The sequence below is a fragment of the Serratia sp. FDAARGOS_506 genome, from assembly GCF_003812745.1.
GTDB lineage: Bacteria > Pseudomonadota > Gammaproteobacteria > Enterobacterales > Enterobacteriaceae > Serratia.
Genome location: NZ_CP033831.1, coordinates 2,819,888 through 2,844,083 on the forward strand (window position 1 = coordinate 2,819,888; position 24,196 = coordinate 2,844,083).

Annotated in this window: 23 protein-coding genes; 17 read left to right on the plus strand and 6 right to left on the minus strand. The window is 63.7% G+C overall.

Going from position 1 to position 24,196, the window contains the following annotated elements; translation table 11 throughout:
* Positions 1-17 precede the first annotated feature (17 nt).
* Positions 18-545: a cysteine hydrolase family protein gene (locus tag EGY12_RS13740; RefSeq protein ID WP_123894176.1), complete on the plus strand. Its 528-nt coding sequence runs from the start codon at positions 18-20 to the stop codon at positions 543-545.
* A gap of 33 nt (positions 546-578) precedes the next feature.
* Here EGY12_RS13740 and EGY12_RS13745 read toward each other — a convergent pair whose 3' ends face one another.
* A complete protein-coding gene (locus EGY12_RS13745) occupies positions 579-1,454 on the minus strand; it encodes an NAD(P)-dependent oxidoreductase (RefSeq protein WP_123895596.1) in 876 nt (291 codons plus the stop codon).
* A gap of 290 nt (positions 1,455-1,744) precedes the next feature.
* Here EGY12_RS13745 and trpS point away from each other — a divergent pair, with 290 nt between their 5' ends.
* From trpS to urtE, 14 genes are all read left to right on the plus strand, one after another.
* Entirely contained in the window at positions 1,745-2,752 is a 1,008-nt protein-coding gene (trpS, locus tag EGY12_RS13750; RefSeq protein ID WP_123894178.1) for a tryptophan--tRNA ligase, read from the plus strand.
* A 117-nt stretch (positions 2,753-2,869) separates the two neighbouring features.
* Positions 2,870-3,703: a phosphonate ABC transporter ATP-binding protein gene (gene phnC / locus EGY12_RS13755; protein WP_123894180.1), complete on the plus strand. Its 834-nt coding sequence runs from the start codon at positions 2,870-2,872 to the stop codon at positions 3,701-3,703.
* Between the two features lie 41 nt (positions 3,704-3,744).
* Entirely contained in the window at positions 3,745-4,677 is a 933-nt protein-coding gene (phnD, locus tag EGY12_RS13760; RefSeq protein WP_025302014.1) for a phosphonate ABC transporter substrate-binding protein, read from the plus strand.
* A gap of 78 nt (positions 4,678-4,755) precedes the next feature.
* Entirely contained in the window at positions 4,756-5,619 is an 864-nt protein-coding gene (gene phnE, locus EGY12_RS13765; protein WP_123894182.1) for a phosphonate ABC transporter, permease protein PhnE, read from the plus strand.
* Positions 5,616-6,515: a phosphonate ABC transporter, permease protein PhnE gene (gene phnE / locus EGY12_RS13770; protein WP_123894183.1), complete on the plus strand. Its 900-nt coding sequence runs from the start codon at positions 5,616-5,618 to the stop codon at positions 6,513-6,515. The genes phnE (EGY12_RS13765) and phnE (EGY12_RS13770) overlap by 4 nt, the downstream gene beginning before the upstream one ends.
* Before the next feature lie 230 nt (positions 6,516-6,745).
* Positions 6,746-7,210: a DUF1456 family protein gene (locus EGY12_RS13775; RefSeq protein ID WP_016928588.1), complete on the plus strand. Its 465-nt coding sequence runs from the start codon at positions 6,746-6,748 to the stop codon at positions 7,208-7,210.
* 202 nt (positions 7,211-7,412) lie between these two features.
* Positions 7,413-9,251: an allophanate hydrolase gene (gene atzF, locus EGY12_RS13780; RefSeq protein ID WP_123894185.1), complete on the plus strand. Its 1,839-nt coding sequence runs from the start codon at positions 7,413-7,415 to the stop codon at positions 9,249-9,251.
* Positions 9,244-12,864 carry an urea carboxylase gene (gene uca / locus EGY12_RS13785; protein ID WP_123894188.1) on the plus strand — a complete coding sequence of 1,207 codons (3,621 nt, stop codon included), beginning with the start codon at positions 9,244-9,246 and terminating at the stop codon, positions 12,862-12,864. The genes atzF and uca overlap by 8 nt, the downstream gene beginning before the upstream one ends.
* A 14-nt stretch (positions 12,865-12,878) precedes the next feature.
* A complete protein-coding gene (locus tag EGY12_RS13790) occupies positions 12,879-13,598 on the plus strand; it encodes a GntR family transcriptional regulator (RefSeq protein WP_123895597.1) in 720 nt (239 codons plus the stop codon).
* A 26-nt stretch (positions 13,599-13,624) separates the two neighbouring features.
* Positions 13,625-14,893 carry an urea ABC transporter substrate-binding protein gene (gene urtA, locus EGY12_RS13795; RefSeq protein ID WP_038880098.1) on the plus strand — a complete coding sequence of 423 codons (1,269 nt, stop codon included), beginning with the start codon at positions 13,625-13,627 and terminating at the stop codon, positions 14,891-14,893.
* A 56-nt stretch (positions 14,894-14,949) separates the two neighbouring features.
* A complete protein-coding gene (gene urtB, locus EGY12_RS13800) occupies positions 14,950-16,530 on the plus strand; it encodes an urea ABC transporter permease subunit UrtB (RefSeq protein ID WP_123894189.1) in 1,581 nt (526 codons plus the stop codon).
* The gene (gene urtC, locus EGY12_RS13805; protein WP_016928582.1) at positions 16,530-17,606 is read left to right on the plus strand and encodes an urea ABC transporter permease subunit UrtC; all 1,077 of its coding nucleotides are present in this window, start codon (positions 16,530-16,532) and stop codon (positions 17,604-17,606) included. Before urtB ends, urtC begins: the two co-directional genes overlap by 1 nt.
* The gene (gene urtD / locus EGY12_RS13810; RefSeq protein WP_015377102.1) at positions 17,603-18,409 is read left to right on the plus strand and encodes an urea ABC transporter ATP-binding protein UrtD; all 807 of its coding nucleotides are present in this window, start codon (positions 17,603-17,605) and stop codon (positions 18,407-18,409) included. The genes urtC and urtD overlap by 4 nt, the downstream gene beginning before the upstream one ends.
* A gap of 12 nt (positions 18,410-18,421) precedes the next feature.
* Positions 18,422-19,120: an urea ABC transporter ATP-binding subunit UrtE gene (urtE, locus tag EGY12_RS13815; RefSeq protein ID WP_123894191.1), complete on the plus strand. Its 699-nt coding sequence runs from the start codon at positions 18,422-18,424 to the stop codon at positions 19,118-19,120.
* A gap of 7 nt (positions 19,121-19,127) precedes the next feature.
* Here the strand turns inward: urtE and EGY12_RS13820 are convergent, their stop codons facing one another.
* Entirely contained in the window at positions 19,128-19,427 is a 300-nt protein-coding gene (locus EGY12_RS13820) for a type II toxin-antitoxin system RelE/ParE family toxin (RefSeq protein WP_123894193.1), read from the minus strand.
* The gene (locus EGY12_RS13825; RefSeq protein ID WP_123894195.1) at positions 19,412-19,675 is read right to left on the minus strand and encodes a type II toxin-antitoxin system ParD family antitoxin; all 264 of its coding nucleotides are present in this window, start codon (positions 19,673-19,675) and stop codon (positions 19,412-19,414) included. Before EGY12_RS13825 ends, EGY12_RS13820 begins: the two co-directional genes overlap by 16 nt.
* Positions 19,676-19,809: 134 nt before the next feature.
* Here EGY12_RS13825 and EGY12_RS13830 point away from each other — a divergent pair, with 134 nt between their 5' ends.
* Positions 19,810-20,322 carry a DUF2165 family protein gene (locus EGY12_RS13830; RefSeq protein ID WP_123894196.1) on the plus strand — a complete coding sequence of 171 codons (513 nt, stop codon included), beginning with the start codon at positions 19,810-19,812 and terminating at the stop codon, positions 20,320-20,322.
* A gap of 22 nt (positions 20,323-20,344) precedes the next feature.
* Here EGY12_RS13830 and EGY12_RS13835 read toward each other — a convergent pair whose 3' ends face one another.
* Both EGY12_RS13835 and EGY12_RS13840 read right to left on the minus strand, forming a co-directional pair.
* Positions 20,345-20,857: a GNAT family N-acetyltransferase gene (locus EGY12_RS13835; RefSeq protein WP_123894198.1), complete on the minus strand. Its 513-nt coding sequence runs from the start codon at positions 20,855-20,857 to the stop codon at positions 20,345-20,347.
* Between the two features lie 41 nt (positions 20,858-20,898).
* Entirely contained in the window at positions 20,899-22,116 is a 1,218-nt protein-coding gene (locus EGY12_RS13840) for an FAD-dependent oxidoreductase (protein WP_123894200.1), read from the minus strand.
* A gap of 280 nt (positions 22,117-22,396) precedes the next feature.
* Here EGY12_RS13840 and EGY12_RS13845 point away from each other — a divergent pair, with 280 nt between their 5' ends.
* Positions 22,397-23,266: a LysR substrate-binding domain-containing protein gene (locus EGY12_RS13845; RefSeq protein ID WP_123894202.1), complete on the plus strand. Its 870-nt coding sequence runs from the start codon at positions 22,397-22,399 to the stop codon at positions 23,264-23,266.
* Here the strand turns inward: EGY12_RS13845 and sseA are convergent.
* Positions 23,263-24,108 carry a 3-mercaptopyruvate sulfurtransferase gene (gene sseA, locus EGY12_RS13850; RefSeq protein WP_123895598.1) on the minus strand — a complete coding sequence of 282 codons (846 nt, stop codon included), beginning with the start codon at positions 24,106-24,108 and terminating at the stop codon, positions 23,263-23,265. The genes EGY12_RS13845 and sseA overlap by 4 nt on opposite strands.
* Positions 24,109-24,196 lie beyond the last annotated feature (88 nt).

The window sequence follows — 24,196 nt, forward strand, 5'->3', positions numbered from 1 at the left end:
TCTCTTAGGGAGCCGCCATGACCACCGCGCTGTTGATTATCGATGTACAGGAAGGATTGTTTACGCCGCCGCCGGCGGATGCCGCGGGCACCGTTGCGCGCATCAATCAGCTGAGCGAGCGCGCCCGCCTGGCGGGCGTGCCGGTGATCGTGATTCAGCACCACACGCCGGACGACGAGCTGCGGCACGGCAGCGCCGCCTGGCAAGTGCTCGCGGCGCTGAAGGTGGCGCCGGGCGATCACCGGGTGGATAAAACCACGCCGGACTCGTTCCTGCGCACCTCGCTCGGCGCGTTACTGATCGCCAACGGCGTATCGCATCTGGTGGTTTGCGGCTACTCCACGCCGTTTTGCATCGACACCACGGTGCGCAGTGCGGCGGCGCACGGCTATCCGGTGACGCTGGCGGCGGATGCCCACACCTGCCACGACAAACCTTATGCCGACGGTTTGCTGATCCGCACCCACCATAACGAGACGCTGTCGAATATCGAAAGTTTCGGCGTGCCGATCCGCGCGGTTCCCGCGGCGGACATCGTGTTCTGAGAACGGAAAAACGGGGGCTTAGGCCCCCGTTCGTTATTTCAGGCCCGCCCGCCGCGCCGCCACCTTGGCCAGCGCGGCCCAGTCCAGATCCGCATCCCCCTGCGCCATCGCGTCGAGGAAGTTGTCTTTCAGCACCCCGGCGAACGGCATCGGCGTATGGCTGTCGGCCCCGGCGGCCAGCGCCAGCCCGACGTCCTTCAGCCCCAGCGCCAGCCGGAATCCGGCGGGGGAATACTTCTCGGCGGCGATCAGCGCGCCATAGCCCTGATAGGCTGGGGCGGCAAAGACGGTGCCGCTCAGCATCTGCAGGTAGTCGGCACCGGACACGCCGTAGTTGCGCACCAGCGCGCTGCCTTCCGCCATCGCTTCAATGGCGCTGGCCAGCGTAAAGTTGGTGGCGATTTTGACCACGTTGGCCTGCGCCGGATCGGCGCCGAAATGCCAGGTTTTCTGGCCGAGGGCATCGAACAGCGGCTGCGCCTTCTTCAGTAGCTCGCTATCGCCGGCCGCCAGAATATTCAGCTTGCCGGCGGCGGCCACGTCGACCCGCCCCAGCACCGGTGCGGCGAGATAGCCGATGCCGTGTTCCGCATGCAGCGCCGTCAAACGCTTGGCGAGTTCGACCGAGATGGTCGCCATGTTGATATGCAGCGCGCCCGGTTTCATCCGTTGCAGCAGCCCGCTGTCGACCACCACCTGTTGCGTGGCGGCATCGTCGGCCAGCATGGTGATCAGCACGTCGGCATCGGCCAGCTGTTCCGGCCGTTCTGCCTGTCGTGCGCCGGTGCTTACCAACGGCTGCGCCGCCTGCGGCGAGCGGTTCCATACCGTTAAGGCGAAGCCCGCCTGCAACAGGTTGGCCGCCATAGCGCTGCCCATCCCACCCAGTCCGGCAAATCCGATCTTCATCATGCGCTCCTTTTTCAGGTTGAAGGTTTTACCCTAGCGCGCCAGGCCAGGAACGCAAATGCCGGAATGTAACGCCGTCTTACGCGCCGGCGGCGGGCTATTGACGTGCTGCCGTTGCGGGTATACCTTGATGGCATGAATATATCGATGCACTCCACCCACAATCAGTCATGGTGGCGCCTCTTCTGAGGCGGCACGAGTATTCACATCTCTTTTTAATGCCGCCGGTTTGGCGGCATTATTTTTTGTGGCGTTGATCCGGCGGTCTACAGACCTTCAGGAGCACTGTCATGAGCTACACCATTCTTACCGGCGATCGCGCCACCGGCCCACTGCATTTAGGCCACTTCGTCGGCTCGCTGCGCCAGCGCGTCGAGCTGCAGCACCAGCATAACCAAACGGTGATGGTGGCGGATTTGCAGGGCCTGACCGACAACGGCAACAACCCGCAAAAAATCAGCGCCAACGTGCTCAACGTAGTGGCCGACTATCTGGCGGTAGGCATTGATCCGCACAAGACCACGATCTGCCTGCAGTCAGCGCTGCCGGCGTTGGCCGAGCTGACGATGTACTACCTCAACCTGGTCAGCGTGGCGCGGCTGGAACGCAACCCGACGGTGAAAAACGAAATCGCCGAGAAGGATTTCGCTCGCAGCCTGCCGGCCGGTTTTTTGATTTATCCGGTCAGCCAGGCGGCGGACATCACCGCGTTTGGCGCCACCCATGTGCCGGTCGGCGAGGATCAGCTGCCGATGCTGGAGCAAACCAATGAGATCGTGCGGCGCTTCAACCACATCGTCGGCCAACCGGTGCTGACGGAGTGCCAGCCGCTGTTGAGCAACGTCGGGCGCCTGCCGGGGCTGGATGGGCAGGGCAAAATGTCAAAATCGCGCGGCAACGCCATCCAGCTAGGCGCCAGCGCCGACGAGGTGCACAAGGCGGTGATGAGCATGTTCACCGATCCTGGCCATCTCAACGTCAGCGATCCCGGTCGGGTGGAGGGCAACATGGTGTTTACCTACCTGGACGCCTTCTGCGAAGACGCCGTGCTGGTGGCGGAGTTGAAGGCGCACTATCGTCGCGGCGGGTTGGGGGATGTGAAGATCAAACGGCTGCTGGAGGATTGTCTGCAGAGCCTGCTCGAGCCGATCCGCACCCGCCGCGCCGAATTCATCGCCGATAAAGGCGAGCTGACGCGCATCCTGCAGCACGGCACCCGCCGCGCGCATCAGATCAGCCAGCAGACGCTGCAGCAGGTCAAGGCGGCGCTGGGGTTGGACTTCTTCACCCTGGGGTGAGGCGCACGCCGGGGCGGCACGCGTCACGCCCCGGCCATAAAACGATCATCCCACTGTCATAAACTTATCCGTTAATAGGTGCCCATAATGATTAGCCACTGAAACCAGAGAAATCATATGGCTCAGGCACTGTTAAAATTGGCACAGCACGACTTTCCAGGGCAGCACGCCGCCGCATCCCGCAAAGTATTATCGGTAAAGGGACTCGGCAAGGCTTACAAAGCGCAGCACCGCGTGCTGGATGACATCAATTTCGATCTGCACGCCGGCGAATTTGTGGCGGTGATCGGCCGCTCCGGCGCGGGCAAGTCCACGCTGCTGCACACCCTGAACGGCACCATTCCTTCCAGCTGCGGCGAGATGCTGCACTTCGAAGACGATGGCGTGGCGCAGGACATCGCCCAACTGGCCGGCCGCCAGATGCGCCAGTGGCGCGCGCGCTGCGGTATGATCTTCCAGGACTTCTGCCTGGTGCCGCGGCTGGACGTGATGACCAACGTGCTGCTGGGCCGCCTGAGCCACACTTCCACCCTGAAATCCTTCTTCAAACTGTTCGATGACGCCGACCGTGCTCGCGCCATCGAGCTGTTGCAGTGGCTCAACATGCTGCCGCACGCGCTGCAGCGCGCCGAGAACCTCTCCGGCGGCCAGATGCAGCGCGTCGCCATCTGCCGCGCGCTGATGCAAAACCCGCAAATCCTGCTGGCCGATGAGCCGGTGGCGTCGCTCGATCCGAAAAATACCCGCCGCATCATGGACGCGCTGCAGAAAATCAGCGAAGACGGCATCGCGGTGATGGTGAACCTGCACTCGGTCGAACTGGTGAAAGAGTATTGCTCGCGGGTGATCGGCATCGCCCACGGGAAGATCGTGTTTGACGGGCATCCTTCGCAACTGAACGAACGGATCCTGCACCAGCTGTATGGCGAAGAAGCCAATCAGATCCATTGAAGCACTTTTGACCTTTACCCTTTACACACAAGGCACACCTAATGAAAAAAGTATTGAGTCTGACCACCCTGATGGCCGGCGCGATGATGGTATTTAATGCTGCCGCAGCGGATGCGCCGAAAGAGCTGAACCTGGGCATTCTCGGCGGCCAGAACGCCACCCAGCAGATCGGCGATAACCAGTGCGTGAAGCAGTTCCTGGATAAAGAGCTGAACGTTGATACCAAGCTGCGCAACTCGTCCGACTATTCCGGCGTGATCCAGGGCCTGCTGGGCGGCAAGATTGACCTGGTGCTGAGCATGTCACCGTCGTCGTTCGCTTCGGTCTACATCAAGGATCCGAAAGCGGTGGACATCGTCGGCATCGCGGTCGACGACGTCGACCAGTCGCGTGGCTACCACTCAGTCGTGGTGGTGAAGGCCGGCAGCCCGTACCAGAAACTGGAAGACCTGAAAGGCAAGGCCATCGGCTTCGCCGATCCGGATTCCACCTCCGGCTTCCTGATCCCGAACCAGGCGTTTAAAAAGCTGTTCGGCGGTACGGTCGACAATAAATACAACAACACCTTCTCCAGCGTCACCTTCTCCGGCGGCCACGAGCAGGACATCCTCGGCGTGCTGAACGGCCAGTTCGAAGGCGCGGTGACCTGGGCGTCGATGATCGGCGACTACAATACCGGCTACACCAGCGGCGCGTTCACCCGCATGATCCGCATGGATCACCCGGACCTGATGAAACAGATCCGCATCATCTGGCAGTCGCCGCTGATCCCGAACGGCCCGATCCTGGTGAGCAATTCGCTGCCGGCCGACTTCAAGGCCAAAGTGGTCACCGCCATCAAGAAGCTGGATAAAGACGATCACCAGTGCTTTATCAAAGCGATGGGCGGCAAGCAGCACATCGGCGACACCACCCTGGCGGAATACCAGACCATCATCGATATGAAGCGCGAGCTGACCAAAGGCGACCGTTAATTCCCGGCTGCCTCGGCCGTCCGAATGAAGGGGTTCAGCGTGCTGAACCCCTTGTTCCATAAAGATGGAAGACCTCTTTTGAATACCGATTTCGCACACTATTACCAACGGATCCGCAGCAAGCAAAAGCGCGAAACGCTGCTGTGGTCGCTCGGGCTGGTAGCGCTGTACTTGGGCGCCGGCAACCTCGCCGAGTTCAACCTGCACACCGTCTGGGTATCTATTCCGCACTTCTTCGACTACCTGGCCGAAACCATTCCGACGCTGCATTGGCATCTGTTGTTCGCCGACGGGCGCACCGAAGGCTCGCTGGCCTACTGGGGTTACCGCCTGAATATCCAGCTGCCGCTGATCTGGGAGACCCTGCAGCTGGCGCTGGCGGCGACCATTTTCTCGGTGCTGGTGGCGACCGTGCTGGCGTTTCTGGCGGCCGGCAACACCTATACCCCGGTCTCGGTGCGGCTGGCGATCCGCACGCTGGTGGCGTTTTTGCGCACCATGCCGGAGCTGGCGTGGGCGGTGATGTTCGTGATGGCGTTCGGCATCGGCGCTATTCCCGGCTTCCTGGCGCTGGCGCTGCACACCATCGGCAGCCTGACCAAGCTGTTCTACGAATCGATAGAAACCGCCTCCAACAAACCGGTGCGCGGGCTGGCGGCCTGCGGCGCCACGCCGCTGCAGCGTATGCGTTTCGGCCTGTGGCCGCAGGTGAAGCCGGTGTTTCTCTCCTACAGCTTCATGCGGCTGGAGATCAACTTCCGTCAGTCGACTATTTTGGGGCTGGTGGGCGCGGGCGGCATCGGCCAGGAGCTGATGACCAACATTAAACTCGACCGCTACGATCAGGTCAGCATGACGCTGCTGCTGATCATCGTGGTGGTTTCCGCGCTCGACTACGTGTCGGGCGAGCTGCGCAAGCGCGTGGTGGAGGGGGCAAAATGATAGCGGGCACTCCGGCGTCGGCGGAAACGCTGCGCCAGTTGAAACAACAGCATCCGGCGATCTTCGCGCAGCAGGGGCGCTACCTGCGCACCGTCGGCCTGATCGCGCTGGCGATCGTGCTGTACTACGTGTTCTTCTTCCTGGTCTTCGGCATTCCCTGGCCGCAGTTTATCAACGGCTGCCAGCAGCTGGGGCGCTATTTCCTGCGCATGTTCGTCTGGCACGACTTCGTCAACTGGCCGTTCATGTACTACTTCCAACAGATCGGCATCACCATCGCCATCGTGTTCGCCGGTACCATCACCGCGTCGCTGATCGCGCTGCCGCTCTCGTTCTTCGCCGCGCGTAACGTGATGTCGACGCCGCTGCTGCGGCCGATCGCGGTGGTGGTGCGCCGCTTGCTGGACGTGCTGCGCGGTATCGACATGGCGATCTGGGGGCTGATCTTCGTGCGTGCCGTCGGCATGGGGCCGCTGGCCGGGGTGCTGGCGATCGTGATGCAAGACGTCGGGCTGCTGGGCAAACTGTACTCGGAAGGGCATGAGGCGGTGGACAAGTCTCCCAGCCGCGGCCTGACGGCGGTGGGCGCCAACGGGTTGCAGAAGCACCGTTACGGCATCTTCACCCAATCGTTCCCCACCTTCCTGGCGCTCAGCCTGTACCAGATCGAGTCCAACACCCGCTCTGCGGCGGTGCTGGGCTTCGTCGGCGCCGGCGGCATCGGCCTGGTGTACGCGGAGAACATGCGGCTGTGGAACTGGGACGTGGTGATGTTCATCACCCTGATCCTGGTGGTGGTGGTGATGATCATGGACAAGGTCTCGTCGATGCTGCGTAACAAGTACATCATCGGCGAAGACATCCCGTTGTATCAGCAAAAAAGCCAAATCGATTGAGAAACCCCTTGCCGATCCCTATACTGCCGCACATTCAAGGTGTGCGGCCATACCCGTCATACTTGGAGCTGCCTCTTTGTTGGCTGCATTTGCGCGCCCCGTTCACATAGTTATCTATGCTCCGGGGTTTACAAATTTGCCGCCGCGATGCAACTCCAAGTATGACGGGTATGGGGCATTTTTTTACAATGCGCACGTCCCCGTTAGACAAGTAAAGGCAATGCAATCCCATGATGAACAACGACGTGCTGCGCAGCGTGCGCTATATGCTGAGCATTAATAACGCCAAAATGGTCGAGATTATCAAACTGGACGATTTCGAGGTGGCGGTGTCGGCGATGGACGCTTACGTGATCAAAGAAGGTGAACCGGGCTACGAGAAGTGCCCGGACGAAGTAATGGCACACTTCCTCAACGGCCTGGTGTTCTTCAAACGCGGCAAGGACGACAAGTTCCCGGCGCCGGCGGTTGAACTGCCGATCACCAATAACCTGGTGCTGAAAAAGCTGCGCGTGGCGTTCGAGTTGAAAGACACCGACATGCACCAGATCTTCACCGCGGTGGACTTCCGCATCTCCAAGCCGGAGCTGAGCGCGCTGTTCCGCAAAGAGGGCACTAAGAATTACCGCCCGTGCGGCGATCAGATGCTGCGCTACTTCCTCAAAGGGTTGGCGCAGCGCATTCGCGGCGAGTAAACCGACTGCTGATTTTAGGCGCCGTCACGAGACGGCGCTTTTTTTTGCCCTTTTTTTGCCCCTTTCTTGCCCGCCTTTGGTGCGCATTTTTTCATCTGTCGTCATAAGTTTTAATTATAATTTATTGAAATCATGAGATTAAAAATTGGCACGCCGGTTGCTCTGTTGAATCCCATCTTGTGTACCAGATGGAATTCAGCCGATGAGCGAACCTGTTGTAGCGTGCGGTTTTACCCTCAGTGAATGGCAGCACCATTATCAAACCCGTCCGGCGAGCGAGCGCCTCGCCTGCGTCAGCGCGACGATCGAAACGCTGATCGCCGGGCTGAACCCGGACGATAACGCCTGGCTGTATCTCGCCACGCCGGCGCAGCGTGAGCAGCAGTATCGGCAGCTTGCGCAGTTGCTGGCGGCGGTCGCCGGCGATCTCAGCCGCCTGCCACTGTTCGGCGTGCCCTTCGCCATCAAAGACAATATCGACGTCGGCGGCTGGCCGACCAGCGCCGCCTGCCCGGCGTTCACCTACCAGGCCGTGGCGGACGCCACCGTGGTCGCCCACCTGCGTGCCGCCGGGGCGATCGCCCTCGGTAAAACCAACCTCGACCAGTTCGCTACCGGGTTGGTGGGTACCCGCTCACCGTATGGTGCGGTGGTCAACAGCTTCGACAGCCGCTACGTCAGCGGCGGTTCCAGTTCCGGCTCCGCTTCGGTGGTGGCGCGCGGCCTGGTGCCGTTCGCGCTGGGCACCGACACCGCCGGTTCGGGGCGCGTGCCTGCCGGGTTCAACAACATCGTCGGGCTGAAGCCGACCAAAGGGCGGTTGTCCAACCGCGGCGTGGTGCCGGCCTGCCGGTTGAACGATACGGTGTCGGTCTTCGCGCTGACGGTGGCCGACGCCGCGCAGGTGGCGGAACTGGCGAGCGGCTTTGACGTGGCAGACCCGTATTCCCGCCCCGATCCGCATACGGCGCCGGCGGATATCCCCGCCACGCCGCGTTTCGCCGTTCCTGCCCAACTGGAGTTTTTCGGTGACGTTCAGGCAGAGCGGGTGTTTCACCGCGCGCTGGCGCAGCTGCAGGCAGGCGGCGCCACGCTGGAACCCCTCGATTTCGCGCCGTTTCGCACCCTGGCGGAACAGCTGTATTACGGCCCCTGGGTGGCGGAGCGCACCGTGGCGATTGAGCAGGTGCTGGATGCGAACCCGCAGGCTATCGACCCGGTGGTGCGCGGTATCGTCAACAACGGCCTGAGCTACAGCGCCTGCGACGCCTACAAGGCGGAATACCTGCGCGCCGAGCTGGCGCGGCAAATTGCCCAGCGGCTGGCGCCGTTCGACGCGCTGGTGGTGCCGACCGCGCCCACTATCCGCACCCTGGCGGAGATGGCGCAGGAGCCGGTGCTGTTCAATTCGCAGTTTGGCACCTACACCAATTTCACCAATCTGGCCGATCTGAGCGCGTTGGCGCTGCCGGGGCCGCTGCGCGAAGACGGTCTGCCGGCGGGCATCACCCTGATTGCGCCCGCCTGGCATGACCGGGCGCTGGCGGCGTTCGGCCTGCGCTGGCAACGGCAAAGCGCCTTACCGCTCGGGGCTACCGGCCGGGCATTGCCGCCGCAGCCCGCGCCGGCCCCGTCTGCGGGGCACGTGCGTCTGGCGGTAGTGGGCGCTCACCTCAGCGGCATGCCGCTCAACGTCCAGCTGACGCAGCGCGACGCGGTGCGGGTGGAGCAAACCGTCACCGCCCCCTGTTACCGCCTCTACGCGCTGGCCGATACCGAGCCGCCGAAGCCGGGGCTGGCGCGCGTGGCGCAGGGAGCGGCGATCCGTCTTGAGCTGTGGGACATCCCGCTGGCCCGTTTCGGCGAGTTTGTGGCGGAAATCCCGGCGCCCTTGGGCATCGGCACGTTGCTGCTGGCGGACGGCCGGCGGGTGAAGGGGTTTATCTGCGAAGCCTGGGCGCTGGAAGGCGCCACGGATATCACTGAGTTTGGCGGCTGGCGTGACTATCTCACCAGCCTTAAGGGGTACGAACATGTTTAATACCGTACTGATCGCTAACCGCGGCGAAATCGCCTGCCGCGCCATTCGCACCCTGAAACGCCTGGGCGTCACCAGCGTGGCGGTTTATTCCGACGCCGACCGCAATGCGCCGCACGTCACCGAAGCCGATAAGGCGGTGGCGCTCGGCGGCGACAAGGCCGCCGACAGCTACTTGCGCATCGACAAGATCCTCGCCGCCGCCGCCGCCACCGGTGCGCAGGCGATCTACCCCGGCTACGGCTTTTTGTCCGAGAGCGCCGAGTTTGCCGACGCCTGCGAGGCGGCGGGCATCGTCTTTATCGGCCCGACGGCGGAGCAGATCCGCGAGTTCGGCCTCAAACACCGGGCGCGCGAGCTGGCGGCGTTGGCCGGAGTACCGATGACGCCGGGCACCGGCTTGCTGGAGAGCGTTGAGCAGGCGGTCGCCGCCGCCGCGCGCATCGGCTACCCGGTGATGCTGAAAAGCACCGCCGGCGGTGGTGGCATCGGCCTGACGCGCTGTGACGACGAGGCGGCGCTGCGCGCCGCGTACGACAACGTCAAACGGCTGGGAGAGCAGTTCTTCCGCGACGCCGGCGCGTTTATCGAACGCTTCGTCGATCGTGCGCGCCATGTCGAGGTGCAGATTTTCGGCGACGGCCAGGGGCGGGTGGCGGCGCTCGGCGAGCGCGACTGCTCGCTGCAGCGTCGCAACCAAAAGGTGGTGGAAGAAACCCCGGCGCCGCACCTGCCGGCAGCGACCCGCCAGGCGCTGCATCGCGCGGCGGTGGCGCTGGGCGAGTCGGTGAATTACCGCAGCGCCGGCACCGTAGAATTCATTTACGACGCCGCGCGCGACGAGTTTTACTTCCTGGAAGTGAACACCCGCTTACAGGTCGAGCACCCGGTCACCGAGATGGTCACCGGGCTGGATCTGATCGCATGCATGCTGCAGGTGGCGGCGGGCGACGCGCTGGATTGGGCGGCGTTGCAATGCGCGCCGCAGGGGGTGGCAATCGAAGTGCGCCTCTACGCTGAAGATCCGCTGAAGAACTTTCAGCCGAGTCCCGGCGTGCTGACCGAGGTGCATTTCCCCGCCGACGTGCGCCTCGACGGTTGGGTGGCGACCGGCAGCGAAGTCTCGGCGTTTTACGACCCGATGATCGCCAAGCTGATCGTACACGGCGCTGACCGCGCGCAGGCGCTGGAAAAACTGCGCGTGGCGCTGGCGGCGACCCGTTTGCACGGCATCGCCACCAACCTCGATTATCTGCGGCAGGTGATCGCCACGCCGCAATTTCAGCGCGGCGACGTTTGGACGCGCCTGCTGGACGATGTGCGTTTCCAGCCGCACTGCCTCGAAGTGCTGCAACCCGGCACCTACAGCAGCGTGCAGGATTATCCCGGCCGCCTCGGCTATTGGGACATCGGCGTGCCGCCATCCGGCCCGATGGACGACTTCGCGTTCCGGCTGGCCAACCGCATTGTCGGCAACCACCCGGCGGCCGCCGGGCTGGAGTTCACCCTGCAGGGGCCGACGCTGCGCTTTCACTGCGACGCCACCATCGCGTTGACGGGAGCGAACTGCCCGGCCGAACTGGATGGCGAAGCGGTCGCTTACTGGCGGCCGATAGCGGTGCGGGCCGGGCAGGTGCTGACGCTGGGGCGCGCCACGCACGGCTGCCGCACCTATCTGGCGGTACGCAATGGTTTCGACGTGCCGGTGTATCTCGGCAGCCGCTCCACCTTCGCGCTCGGGCAGTTCGGCGGGCATGCCGGGCGCACCTTGCGGGTGGCGGACATGCTGGCGATCGCCCAACCGGTGCTGGCGGCCAGCACCACGCCGGCGCCGATCGCCGCGCCGCAGGCGATGGACGACAGCCTGATCCCGCACTACGGCGACCAGTGGCACATCGGCGTGCTGTATGGGCCGCACGGTGCGCCGGACTTTTTCACCGCCGCATCGATAGAGGCCTTCTTCGCCACCGACTGGCAGGTGCATTACAACTCCAACCGCCTCGGGGTGCGCCTGGAGGGGCCGAAGCCCGAGTGGGCGAGAGAGGACGGCGGCGAAGCCGGTTTGCATCCTTCCAACGTGCACGACTGCGAGTACGCCATCGGCGCGATCAATTTCACCGGCGACTTCCCGGTGATCCTGACCCGCGACGGGCCCAGCCTCGGCGGCTTCGTCTGCCCGGTGACCATCGCCAAGGCCGAGCTGTGGAAAGTGGGGCAGGTGAAGCCGGGCGACCGCATCCGGTTCCATCCGATCGGCTTTCGCCAGGCGCAGTCGCTGGAACAGGCGCAGCTTGGCAGTATCGAAGCGCTGGCGGCGGTGAAGGCCATCACCCTGCCGCCGCCGGATCTGGCCCCGGCGGAGACCGTTTCCGCTGCGGTGCTGGCGGCGCTGCCGGCGGCGGAAGGGCGCCCGGCGGTGGCGTATCGCCAGGCCGGGGACGGTTACATCCTGATGGAGTACGGCGACAACGTGCTCGATCTGGCGCTGCGGCTGCGCATCCATCTGCTGATGCAGTCGCTGCGGCAGGAGGCGATCCCGGGCGTGGCGGAGCTGGCGCCGGGCGTGCGTTCGCTGCAGATCCGTTACGACAGTCGGCTGATAAGCCAGGCCGATCTGCTAGAGCGCCTGCTGGCGCGCGAACGGGCGTTGGGGGACGTCAGCCACCTGAAGGTGCCGACGCGCACCGTCTGGCTGCCGATGGCGTTCGAGGATTCGGCCACGCTGGGCGCGGTGGATCGCTATCAGCAGACGGTGCGCGCCTCGGCGCCCTGGCTGCCGAACAATGTCGATTTCATCCAGCGCATCAACGGCCTGAGCCGACGCGAGCAGGTACGCGACATTCTGTTCGACGCCAGCTATCTGATCCTCGGATTGGGAGACGTTTACCTCGGCGCACCCTGCGCGGTGCCGCTCGATCCGCGCCATCGCCTGCTGAGCTCCAAATATAACCCGGCGCGTACCCACACCGCCGAAGGAACGGTCGGCATCGGCGGCATGTACATGTGCATCTACGGCATGGACTCGCCGGGCGGTTACCAACTGGTGGGGCGCACGCTGCCGATCTGGAACAAATTCCTCAAGAACCCGCAGTTCACCGGCGGTGAACCCTGGCTGCTGCGCTTCTTCGATCAGGTGCGCTTCTACCCGGTCAGCGAGCAAGAACTGGACGAGCAGCGCGAAGCGTTCCGCGAAGGGCGCATGCAGGTGCGCATCGAAGAGAGCGAATTCGACTTCGCCGCCTACACCCAATTCCTGACCGACAACGCCGAGGCGATCGCCGACTTCCAGCATCGCCAGCAGCAGGCGTTCAGCGCCGAAGTGGCGCGCTGGCGCAGCGACGACGACGAGGCCGATGCGCAGCTGTTGCCGCCGATTGAAGAAGACGCGATCGACGGCGATTTGGTCAGCGCCGATCTGAACGGCAGCGTGTGGAAGATCCTGGTGGAGCCGGGGCAGGCGGTGGTGGCCGGGCAGCCGCTGATCGTGGTCGAAGCGATGAAGATGGAATTGGCGGTCACCGCGCCGCGCGCCGGGATCGTTAAACGCATCAGCTGCAGACAGGGGCGGCCGGTCGGGCCGGGCGACGCCCTGCTGTGGCTGGAAAAAGCGGTCTGAACGGAGGGGCGATGATGCAAATCACCAACGGAGAGCACAAGGCGCGGCCGGAGGGGCTGGCGGAGCGCATTTATCTGCAGCTCAAGGTCGACATCTTCGAGTTTCGCCTGCTGCCGGGCGATCGCTTCAGCGAAAGCGACGTGGCGCAACGCATGGCAGCCAGCCGCACGCCGGTGCGCCAGGCGCTGTTTCGGCTCGAGCGCGAAGGCTATGTCGAGGTGCTGTTTCGCAGCGGCTGGCAGGTGCGGCCGTTCGACTTCGCCTACTTCGAAGAGCTGTACGACCTGCGCATCGTGCTGGAACAAGAGGCGGTGAAACGGCTGTGCGCCTGGCCAGCCGGGGAAACGCCGGCCGCGCTGGCGGCGCTGAACCGTTTTTGGACCGAAGCGCCGCGTCTGGCGGACGGCCAGGCGGTGTCGCAGCACGATGAGCAGTTTCATCAGGCGTTGGTGGCCGCGGCGGGCAACGGCGAGATGGCGCGCATTCACCGCGAACTGACCGAAAAGATCCGCATCATTCGCCGGCTGGATTTTACCCAGCAGGCGCGGGTGGACGCCACCTACCGCGAACACGCCGCCATTTTGCAGGCGATCCTGCAGCGGCAAAGCGGGGAGGCGCAAACGCTGCTCGGCGAGCATATTGCCGTCAGCAAGGCAGAGGTACGAAAAATAACGCTGCACATGTTGCATCAGGCGCGGGCCCAGCAGCCCGCGCGGTCGGCGCAACGATTTTGATTTCACACACATCAGGAGTTTGAACTATGCAACGTCGCCGTTTTATCAAAGCTTTTGCGCTGTCCGCCGCCGCGATCGGCCTGGGTCTGGCCTGGAGCGCGCAGGCCGCCGACACCATCAAGGTCGGCATTCTGAGTTCGCTCTCTGGCACCATGGCGATTTCCGAGACGCCGCTGAAGGATGTGGCGCTGATGACCATCGACGAGATCAACGCCAAAGGCGGGGTGCTCGGTAAAAAGCTGGAGCCGGTGGTGGTGGATCCGGCCTCCAACTGGCCGCTGTTCGCCGAAAAGGCGCGCCAGCTGCTGAGCCAGGACAAGGTGGCAGCGGTGTTCGGCTGCTGGACTTCGGTGTCGCGCAAGTCGGTGCTGCCGGTGTTTGAGGAGCTGAACGGGCTGCTGTTCTACCCGGTGCAATACGAAGGTGAAGAGATGTCGCCGAACGTGTTCTATACCGGCGCGGCGCCGAACCAGCAGGCAATCCCGGCGGTGGAATACCTGCTGAGCGAGGACGGCGGCGGCGCCAAGCGCTTCTTCCTGCTGGGCACCGATTACGTCTATCCGCGCACCACCAACAAGATCCTGCGCGCCTTCCTGCACAGTAAGGGCGTGCAGGACAAGGATATCGAAGAGGTCTACACGCCGTTCGGCTACAGCGATTACCAGACCATCGTCGCTAACATCAAGAAGTTTGCCGCCGGCGGCAACACGGCGGTGATCTCCACCATCAACGGCGACTCCAACGTGCCGTTCTACAAAGAACTCGCCAACCAGGGCGTTAAGGCCACCGACGTGCCGGTGATCGCCTTCTCGGTCGGCGAGGAAGAGCTGCGCGGCATCGACACTCAACCGCTGGTGGGCAACCTGGCGGCCTGGAACTACTTCGAGTCACTGGATAACCCGACCAACAAACAATTCGTCAGCCAGTGGAAAGCCTACGCCAAGGCACACAACCTGCCGAATTACGCCACCGCGGTGACCAACGATCCGATGGAGGCCACCTACGTCGGCCTCCACATGTGGGCGCAGGCGGTGGAAAAGGCCGGCACCACCGACGTCGATAAGGTACGCGCGGCGATGGCCGGGCAAACCTTCGCCGCGCCGTCGGGCTTCACGCTGACCATGGACCAGACCAATCACCACCTGCACAAACCGGTGATGATCGGCGAGATCGAGGGCAACGGCCAGTTCAACGTGGTGTGGCAGACCGAAGCGCCGGTGCGCGCGCAGCCGTGGAGCCCGTATATCGCCGGCAACGACAAGAAGCCGGATTACCCGGTGAAGGGCGGCAAGTAACGTCACTCAGCGCCGGCGCGGCCCAACGTCCGCCGGCCCAACAGAAGAGGCAGCTGATGCAATCTCCGTTTTTATCTTCTCTGCGCGTCGGGCTGTGGCTGCTGTGCGCCTGGCCCCTGCTGGCGCAGGCCGGGCCGGCCGATGAGTTTGTGGCGGCCAACCGTGCGCAGCAGGCCAAACTGCTGCAGGCCTGGGCGGCCGAGCCGGACGCCGCACGCCTGCCGCTGCTGCAGGGGCTGCAGCAGGAAACCGTGGCGATCGACGGGGCGAAGCGCGCCTTTATCCGCCAGGGCGATCGCTATCTGCCGCTCGAGGGTGAGGCGGCCCCGGTTGGCGAACCGAAGAAGGTGTGGCTGAACAACCGGCTGCGCATTCTGATCGCCAACGCATTGTCGGCGCAGCGGCTGGTCAGCGCGGACGCGGCGGTGCGGCTGCAGGCGGCGAGCGCGCTGCAGCGCGAGGCGCAGGGCGAGCAGCTGCCGCTGTTGACCCGGCGGCTGGCGCAGGAGAAAGACCCGCAGGTACGCGACGCGCTGAGCATTGCGCTGGCGAACCTGCAATTGACCGATGCCAGCCCGCAGGTGCGTTTCAATGCGGTGCGGCTGCTGGGGGAGTCGGGCGAGCCGGAAACCCGCGCGCGGCTGCAAGCGTTGATCGACGCGGCCAATGAGCCGGACGCTGCGGTGCGCGCCGAGGCGCAGCGCAGCCTGCAGCGCGTGCAGCACCGCCTGATGATCGGCGATCTGCTCGGCCAGGCGTTCAGCGGCCTGTCGCTCGGTTCGATCCTGCTGCTGGCGGCGCTCGGCCTGGCGATCACCTACGGCCTGCTCGGCGTCATCAATATGGCGCACGGCGAAATGCTGATGCTCGGCGCCTATTCCGCCTATCTGGTTCAGGGGCTGTTTCAGCAGTGGGCGCCGCAGTGGCTGGCGCTCTACCCGCTGGCGGCGTTGCCGGTGGCGTTCGCCATCACCGCCGGGATCGGCATGCTGCTTGAGCGCACGGTGATCCGCCACCTGTACGGCCGGCCGCTGGAAACCCTGCTGGCCACCTGGGGCATCAGCCTGGTACTGATTCAACTGGTGCGGGTGCTGTTCGGCGCGCAGAACGTCGAGGTCGCCAACCCGGCGTGGCTGTCGGGCGGCGTGCAGCTGTTGCCGAACCTGGTGTTGCCGTGGAACCGCATCGCGGTGATCGCGTTCGTGCTGCTGGTGCTGGCGTTGACCTGGCTGCTGCTGAACAAGACCCGGCTCGGCATGAACGTGCGCGCGGTGACGCAAAACCGCGCGATGGCGGCCTGTTGCGGCGTGCCGACCGGCCGGGTGGACATGCTGGCCTTCGGGTTGGGATCCGGCATCGCCGGGCTTGGCGGGGTGGCGCTGTCGCAGTTGGGCAACGTCGGGCCGGAGCTGGGGCAAGGTTACATCATCGATTCGTTCCTGGTGGTAGTGCTCGGCGGCGTCGGCCAGCTGGCGGGGACGGTGGCGGCAGCCTTCGGCCTCGGCATCGTCAATAAGATCCTCGAGCCGCAGATCGGCGCCGTGCTGGGCAAGATCCTGATCCTGGTGCTGATCGTTCTATTTATTCAAAAGCGTCCGCAGGGGCTGTTCGCCCTTAAGGGCAGGGTGATTGACTGATGAGCCAACCATTGACCGTAACCGGCGTGCAGAAAGCGCCCCGGCTGGCGTTGAGCATCGGCGGGCTGGCGTTGCTGGCGCTGCTGGTGATGCCGTTCATGACGTTGTTGCCGGCGGATCATCCGCTGGCGGTGTCCACCTATACCCTGACGCTGGCGGGCAAGATCCTGTGCTATGCGGTGGTGGCGGTGGCGCTCGATCTGGTGTGGGGCTATGCCGGGCTGCTGTCGCTCGGCCACGGGCTGTTCTTCGCGCTCGGCGGCTACGCCATGGGCATGTACCTGATGCGGCAGGCGGCAGGCGATGGGCTGCCGGCGTTTATGGCGTTCCTCTCCTGGAACGAGCTGCCGTGGTTCTGGAGCGGCACCCAGCATTTCGCCTGGGCGCTGTGCCTGATCGTGCTGGTGCCGGGCCTGCTGGCCTTCCTGTTCGGCTACTTCGCCTTTCGCTCGAAAATCAAAGGGGTGTATTTCTCGATCATGACTCAGGCGCTGACCTACGCCGGCATGCTGCTGTTCTTTCGCAACGAAACCGGCTTCGGCGGCAATAACGGCTTTACCGGTTTCACCACGCTGCTCGGCTTTCCCATCACCGCCGCCGGCACGCGGGTGGCGCTGTTTCTGGCGACGGTGCTGCTGCTGGCCGCCAGCCTGGCCATCGGCTTTGCGTTGGCGCGCAGCAAGTTCGGCCGGGTGCTGACCGCGGTGCGCGATGCGGAAAACCGCCTGACCTTCTGCGGCTACGATCCGAAGGGCTTCAAGCTGTTCGTCTGGACGCTGTCGGCGGTGCTGTGTGGGTTGGCCGGCGCGCTCTATGTGCCGCAGGTCGGCATCATCAACCCGGGCGAAATGTCGCCGACCAACTCGATCGAAGCCGCCATCTGGGTGGCGCTCGGCGGGCGCGGCACGCTGGTGGGGCCGCTGCTCGGCGCCGGCATCGTCAACGGCGCCAAGAGCTGGTTCACCATGGCCATTCCCGAATACTGGCAGTTCTTCCTCGGCCTGATGTTTATCGTCGTCACGCTGTTTCTGCCCAAAGGGGTGATCGGCCTGCTGCGCCGGAGGAAAACCTCATGAAAGCGATGCAAGTGACCGACGAGCTGTTTACCCATCCGCTGCCGGCGGACAAATACCGGCAGCAAACCGATCCGGTGCTGCAGCTCGACAATGTCAACGTCAGCTTCGACGGTTTTCGCGCGCTGACCGATCTGTCGCTGCGCATTGGCGTCGGCGAACTGCGCTGCGTGATCGGCCCCAACGGCGCCGGCAAGACCACGTTGATGGATGTGATCACCGGTAAGACCCGGCCAGACAGCGGCAGGGTGTTTTACGATCAGACCGTCGATCTGACCCGGCTGGCGCCGATGCAGATCGCCCACGCCGGCATCGGCCGCAAGTTTCAAAAACCGACGGTGTTCGAGGCGCTGACGGTGTTCGAAAATCTGGAGATCGCGCAGAAAACCCGCAAATCGGTGTGGGCCTGCCTGCGCGCCCGCCTGAGCAGCGAACAGCGCGACCGCATCGACGAGATGCTGAAGACCCTGCGGCTGGGGCATGAACGCCACCGGCCCGCCGGGTTGCTGTCCCACGGGCAGAAACAGTTTCTCGAGATCGGCATGCTGCTGGTGCAGGAGCCGCACCTGCTGCTGCTCGACGAACCGGCGGCCGGCATGACCGACGCTGAAACCGACTACACCGCCGAACTGTTTCGCGAGCTGGCGGGCAAGCATTCGCTGATGGTGGTGGAGCACGACATGGGGTTTGTGGAAACCATCGCCGATCGCGTGACGGTGCTGCATCAGGGGCAGGTGCTGGCGGAAGGATCGCTGGCGCAGGTGCAGGCCGATGAACGGGTGATTGAGGTATATCTGGGGCGCTGAGGAGGCGTAATCATGCTGCAGGTAGAGGAGTTGAATCAGTATTACGGCGGCAGCCACATTCTGCGCGGCCTGTCGTTCCAAGCGCGCATCGGCGAGGTGACCTGCCTGCTGGGGCGCAACGGCGTGGGCAAGACCACGCTGCTGAAATGCCTGATGGGGCTGATCCCGGCGCGCAGCGGCAGCGTCCATTGGCGGGGCGAGGCCATCACCGGTAAAAAGCCGCATCAGCGGGTGCAGGCGGGCATAGCCTATGTGCCGCAGGGACGGGAGATTTTTCCGCGCCTGACGGTGGAGGAAAATCTGCTGATGGGGCTGGCGCGCTTTTCCGGCGCCGACGCGCGCACGGTGCCGGATCCGATCTATGAACTGTTTCCGGTGCTGCGGCAAATGAAGGATCGGCGCGGCGGCGATCTCTCCGGCGGACAACAGCAGCAGCTGGCGATCGGCCGGGCGCTGGCCTGCCGGCCGCAGCTGCTGATCCTCGACGAGCCGACGGAAGGGATCCAGCCTTCGGTGATCAAGGAGATCGGCGCGGTGATCAAGCAGCTGGCGGCGCGCGGCGATATGGCGATCCTGCTGGTGGAGCAGTTCTATGACTTTGCCGCCGATCTGGCGGACAGCTATCTGGTGATGTCGCGCGGCAGCATCGTGCAGCGCGGCGGCGGCAGCAATATGGAACAGGACGGCGTACGCGGGCTGGTGGCGATTTGACGTTGGATCAGCTGAAAAAGGATCGGCTGAGCGGATCGCGGGAATGATGCAGCACTCTGATGATATTCACCTCCCGCCTGTGCTGTCGAAAATAAATCAGGTGGTTGGCGACGGGCAATACCCATAGGCCGGGGCCGATTTCATCGAGGTTTCTGCCGAGTTGGTGGTGGCTAAGGTTATCGAAAGCCTGATGCAGGCGGCGCAGATAATCTTCGGCCACCTGTAAGCCAAAGCGCGCCAACCCGTAAAAATAGATCTCTTCCATATCGTCCAACGCTTTTGGACGAATGGTTACTTTTCTGCGCATCCTTTTGCTTTGCTCCGTATTCTTTCCATGAACACATCACGATCCCATTCGACGGCCTCACCGCTGTTTTCTCCTTCGGCGATCAAGCGCCTAAGCTCTTCCAACTTTGAGGTGGCGGTACGTTCGCGCAAGGTGCGCACCGATTCGCGGATGACTTCACTGGGCGTGCGGTAATCGCCGCTGGCCACCAGGTCTTCGACGAAGCTACGCAGTTCGTCACCCAGATCTACCGTTAATGTTCTGCCCATTGTTCCTCCTCACTTTCGGCTATGCTGCGTCATTGTAAGATTAGTTCTTACATTGTGCACGTCAAACTCTCAGGATCTCAATAGCGGTCCCGTCATGAGGGCGGGAGTCACCCGTTTATTCATTAAGGATAACCATGAACGAAATCACTGTGTCACGCCTCGGTTGCATCGTCCTGTCCCTGTTTCCGGCCCTGTGGGGGCTGTTCAGCCTGTTGAACAATACGGCGGATTTCTCCGGCACCGCGCGCAATGCGGTGGGCCCGCTGCTCGCCATGCAGGATACCTATCAGACGCCGGGGTTGATGTGGCGCGCGATCAGCGCCGACTGGGCCTGCATGTTGGGGTTGGCTGTCATCACCACGCTGGAAACGCTGGCCGGCCTATTCGCGGCCGCAGGCGTGGTGCTGATGATCGGGCGATTGAAAGGCCCTTACGCCGCTTTCGCCAAGGGTAAAGCCTGGGCGATGCTGGGGGCGATTTGCGCAATTGCGGTGTGGGGCGTCGGCTTTATGGTGGTCGCCGGCGACTGGTTTATGGCCTGGCAGGCCAAGAAGGATCCGCTGGCGGTGCAGCTGGGGGCGCTGATCTACCTGGCGCCCAATGCGTTTGCCTTGCTGTTCCTGATGCTGCAGCAGGAGCCACGCTAAACGACGGCGGAGCGGGGCGCGGTTACAGCGCCTTGCTCATCGTCCAAAGTTCGATGGCACCCTGTTCGCTGGTGTATTGGGCCTCGCCGCATACGGCAAGGCCTTGCCGCTGATAAAAGCGCTGAGCATCGGCGTTTTGCTTCAATACTTCCAGCCACAGCAGCGGCTGCCGGCGTTCGACGGCCCGCTGCTGCACCTGCTCGAAAAATTGTCGGCCGAAGCCGCGCCCGGCGCAGTCCGGCAGGAAGTAGATCTTTTGCAGTTCGGCACCGCGCTGCTGGGTTGCGGCCAACAGGCTGTCGAAGTTCACCCGCGCATAGCCGATGAGGGCGTCATCCTCATGGGCCAGCAGCCAGCACACGTCGGGATCGAGCAGCGTCCGTTCCAGCGCGGAGACGGAAAAATCCTCGGCCAGAAAGGCCTCCAGCTCGTGCGGGTAGCGCCACAGCTCACCGAAGTGTGCCCGATAGGTGCGGATGCCGATATCGCGCACCTGCGTTAAATCTTCCAGCAATGCCTGACGGACGGTGAACATGAATGAACCTCATCGAAGCGGGAACTGATGAGTATAGCGGGTTAATTTTCAAGATGTCGCGGCGTTTCGCGGCGAAAACCCAGGCCGATGATGCGGCCGAACAGGCGCGGCAGCCAGCGGCTGTTGCCGACGCGGGCGATCAGGCGTGAGCCGCCCGCCGCGCGGCGTTGGCCCGGCTTGCGCTGGCTCATTTTGATCTGCAAAAACTGGATGGCCCGGGTGGGCAATTCGCGCCGGCGCTGCACGCTCAGCAAATGCTTCAACTGCAGCCGATGCTGGCGCAGCGGCGGGATCAGGGCGTTGGCGGCAGCCACGGCGTCCTGAATCGCCAGGTTGACGCCCACGCCGCCGATCGGCGACATGGCGTGCGCGGCGTCGCCGATGCACAGCACCCCCGGTTTGGCCCAGCGATCCAGACGATCGATGCGGATGCTCAGCAGCTTCACCTGATCCCACTCGACGATCTCCTGCAGGCGATCGTCCTGGAATGGCGCCACCTCGGCAAGGTGCAGCAAAAATTTCTCCAGGCCGCTGCGGCGGATCGCGTCGAAGCTGCCTTTATCGATTGAGTAGCCGCACTGCCAATAGTCGCCGCGATCGATCATGATGAAGTTCTGCTTCGGCCCGGTATGGCCCATCGACCAGGCCGGATCGCCCGGCTGCTTGCTGAGCTTCATCCACAATACGTCGCGCGGGGCGCCGAAGGAGCGGCTGCTGAGCGCCGCCTGCTCGCGCACCACCGAGTGGCGGCCGTCGGTGCCGATCACCAGTTGGCTGCGCACGCGGATTGGGCCTTCCGGCGTGTCGGCCAGCACGCCGCATACCTGGCCGCGGTCGTAGAGCAGCTCATGAACCTGTGTCGAGGTGAGCAGCCTGAAATGGGGGAAAGCGGCGGCCTGCCGCGCCAAAAAGTTGAGGAACTCCCACTGCGGCATAAAGGCGATAAATTTGCAGCGCGTCGGCAAGTGGGTGAAATCCGCCAGCTTGATGTCGCGCCCGGCGACTTCGGCGTGCAGGGATTCGGCGCGCTGGTGTGGCAACGCCAGCAGTTCATCGAGCAGGCCCAGCTGGTGCATGACTTCCAGCGTCGACGGGTGAATGGTGTCACCGCGAAAATCGCGCAGGAAGTCGGCGTGCTTCTCCAGCACCGTCACATCGACCCCCGCCCGCGCCAGCAGATAGCCGAGCATCAGCCCGGCAGGGCCGCCCCCCACGATGCAGCAGGTGGTGGCGTAAGGTGTGATCGGTGATGACGGCATGACGGTTGACCCCGGAGAGCGGCCCGCATCCCGCGAACCGCAAATGAATGTTTAGTGTTGATAATGATTATCAATATCAAGTTTGCCTGTCAACCCGTGGCGCAGTGTGGTCAAAGGGGGTGGACAGAGGATCGGAGCCGACGGGCAGGGTGAAACGGTATTGCATCACGAGCATATGGATTCTCCGGAAAGACATTGACCGGGAGAGCGTGACACGCCATCTTTATCAGTAAAATCGGTATTATTTTGATTGATGATTCAGAAAATCAGGATGGTCAGCATGGGACGAATAACGTTCGATCTCGAGGATTTGCGCAGCTTCGTTACCGGCGTCGAACTGGGCAGCTTTGCCAAGGCCGCTGAACGGTTAGGGCGCTCGACTTCAGCGGTCAGCGCTCACCTGAAAAAGTTGGAACAGCAGGTCGGCGCGCCGATCCTGCGCAAGGCCGGGCGCGGCATGGTGATGACCGAGGCGGGGGAAACCCTGCTCGGCTACGCGCGCCGCCTGCTGGAGCTCAATGACGAAGCCGCCGCCGCAGTGCGCGGATTGGATCTGCAGGGCACGGTGCGGCTGGGGCTGCAGGAGGATTTCGGCGAGACGTTTCTGCCGCAGGTATTGGGCAGCTTCGCGCGCGCCAACCCGAAGGTGCGCATCGAGGCGCGCATCGCCCGTAATGCCGAGCTCATCGAGTGGGTGTTGAAAGGCCAACTGGATCTGTCGCTGGCGTGGGATGGCGGCTTGAGCACGCCGTTTCATCAGGCGCTGGGGCAGCGGCAGCTGCACTGGATCGCCTCGCCCGGCTTCGCGCTGGCGCCTTGGCGAGAAGGGGATGAGCCGCTGCCGCTGGTGATGTTCGACGCGCCTTGTCTGATGCGCAGCGCGGCGACGCAGGCGCTGGATCGCGCCGGCATTCCTTGGCGCATCGCCTTTACCAGCCGCAGCCTGAACGGCGTTTGGGCGGCGGTGAGCGCCGGATTGGGCGTTACGGTGCGGGCCGCGGCCGGTTTGCCGCCTGGCCTGGCGCCGCTGGCGCCCGATCTGCTGCCCGCTCTCGGCCAGCTCGGCGTGGTGCTGCACCGCGCCGAGGATCAGCCTTCCGCCGCCGTGCAGCGGCTGGCGCAGATCGTGGTCGAGCGGATCGGCACTTAATCTTTAGCGATAGGCTGCTTGCCGCTCAGCTGCCCCCACTCGCTCCAGGCGCCGTCATACAGCTTGACCTGCGGCGCGCCGAGCGACAGCAGGCCGAACGCCAGCACCGCCGCCGTCACGCCGGAGCCGCAGCTGGTGATGATCGGGCCGTTGATGTCCACGCCCTTACCGTTGAAGGTTTGGCGTAGCGCTTCCAGCGACTTGAAGCGGCCGTTTTCCAGCAGTTCGCCGTATGGAATGTTGATGCTGCCGGGAATATGGCCACGGTGCAGGCCAGGGCGCGGCTCCGGCGCTTCGGCATAAAAGCGCGGCGCGGCGCGCGCATCGAGAATTTGCACCGGCGTGCCTAACGCCTGTTCCACTTGCCGCATATCCACCACCGCGTCGGCGTTGAACCGGGCGTTGAACGTCTGCGGCTCAGGCTGCGCCGGGCCGGTTTCCAGCGCTTGGCCCAGCGCGGTCCAACCGTTCAGCCCTTCGTCCAGCACGTAAACATGCTGGGCGCCGAAATTGCGGAAGGTCCACCAGCCGCGCGGCGCGGAGAACTGGTTGCCCTCATCGTAAATCACCAGGGTATCGCGCTCGCTGATGCCCAGCTTGCCCACCGCCGTGCCAAACTCCGTCGCCGTCGGCAGCATGTGCGGCAGCGCGGTGTTTTTGTCCGCCACCTCGTCGATATCGAAATAGACCGCGCCGGGAATATGGCCGCGTTCGAACTCGGCAAGCATGTCTTTCTTCGGCGTCAGCCCGACCGGCGACATCCGGACATCGATCACCACCAGATTTTCATCGTTGATATGCTGTGCAAGCCATTGGGGAGTCACCAGAAACGGAGAGTTCATCGTCATTGTTCGCCTGTTGTGAAAACGGATTTTTACTATACACCAGGCTGCGCGGGGATGAAGTATGATGTTCAGTCAAAGAGGAGGG

Bases quoted from the DNA above. Each gene is read 5' to 3' on its own strand.
- EGY12_RS13835 (WP_123894198.1), bottom strand. From the start codon at position 20,857: ATGTTCACCGTCCGTCAGGCATTGCTGGAAGATTTAACGCAGGTGCGC.
- urtA (WP_038880098.1), top strand. From the start codon at position 13,625: ATGCAACGTCGCCGTTTTATCAAAGCTTTTGCGCTGTCCGCCGCCGCG.
- EGY12_RS13745 (WP_123895596.1), bottom strand. From the start codon at position 1,454: ATGAAGATCGGATTTGCCGGACTGGGTGGGATGGGCAGCGCTATGGCG.
- atzF (WP_123894185.1), top strand. From the start codon at position 7,413: ATGAGCGAACCTGTTGTAGCGTGCGGTTTTACCCTCAGTGAATGGCAG.
- EGY12_RS13845 (WP_123894202.1), top strand. From the start codon at position 22,397: ATGGGACGAATAACGTTCGATCTCGAGGATTTGCGCAGCTTCGTTACC.
- phnD (WP_025302014.1), top strand. From the start codon at position 3,745: ATGAAAAAAGTATTGAGTCTGACCACCCTGATGGCCGGCGCGATGATG.
- sseA (WP_123895598.1), bottom strand. From the start codon at position 24,108: ATGAACTCTCCGTTTCTGGTGACTCCCCAATGGCTTGCACAGCATATC.
- urtC (WP_016928582.1), top strand. From the start codon at position 16,530: ATGAGCCAACCATTGACCGTAACCGGCGTGCAGAAAGCGCCCCGGCTG.
- uca (WP_123894188.1), top strand. From the start codon at position 9,244: ATGTTTAATACCGTACTGATCGCTAACCGCGGCGAAATCGCCTGCCGC.
- phnE (WP_123894183.1), top strand. From the start codon at position 5,616: ATGATAGCGGGCACTCCGGCGTCGGCGGAAACGCTGCGCCAGTTGAAA.
- EGY12_RS13790 (WP_123895597.1), top strand. From the start codon at position 12,879: ATGCAAATCACCAACGGAGAGCACAAGGCGCGGCCGGAGGGGCTGGCG.
- EGY12_RS13825 (WP_123894195.1), bottom strand. From the start codon at position 19,675: ATGGGCAGAACATTAACGGTAGATCTGGGTGACGAACTGCGTAGCTTC.
- urtD (WP_015377102.1), top strand. From the start codon at position 17,603: ATGAAAGCGATGCAAGTGACCGACGAGCTGTTTACCCATCCGCTGCCG.
- urtB (WP_123894189.1), top strand. From the start codon at position 14,950: ATGCAATCTCCGTTTTTATCTTCTCTGCGCGTCGGGCTGTGGCTGCTG.
- trpS (WP_123894178.1), top strand. From the start codon at position 1,745: ATGAGCTACACCATTCTTACCGGCGATCGCGCCACCGGCCCACTGCAT.
- urtE (WP_123894191.1), top strand. From the start codon at position 18,422: ATGCTGCAGGTAGAGGAGTTGAATCAGTATTACGGCGGCAGCCACATT.
- EGY12_RS13775 (WP_016928588.1), top strand. From the start codon at position 6,746: ATGATGAACAACGACGTGCTGCGCAGCGTGCGCTATATGCTGAGCATT.
- EGY12_RS13740 (WP_123894176.1), top strand. From the start codon at position 18: ATGACCACCGCGCTGTTGATTATCGATGTACAGGAAGGATTGTTTACG.
- EGY12_RS13830 (WP_123894196.1), top strand. From the start codon at position 19,810: ATGAACGAAATCACTGTGTCACGCCTCGGTTGCATCGTCCTGTCCCTG.
- EGY12_RS13820 (WP_123894193.1), bottom strand. From the start codon at position 19,427: ATGCGCAGAAAAGTAACCATTCGTCCAAAAGCGTTGGACGATATGGAA.
- EGY12_RS13840 (WP_123894200.1), bottom strand. From the start codon at position 22,116: ATGCCGTCATCACCGATCACACCTTACGCCACCACCTGCTGCATCGTG.
- phnC (WP_123894180.1), top strand. From the start codon at position 2,870: ATGGCTCAGGCACTGTTAAAATTGGCACAGCACGACTTTCCAGGGCAG.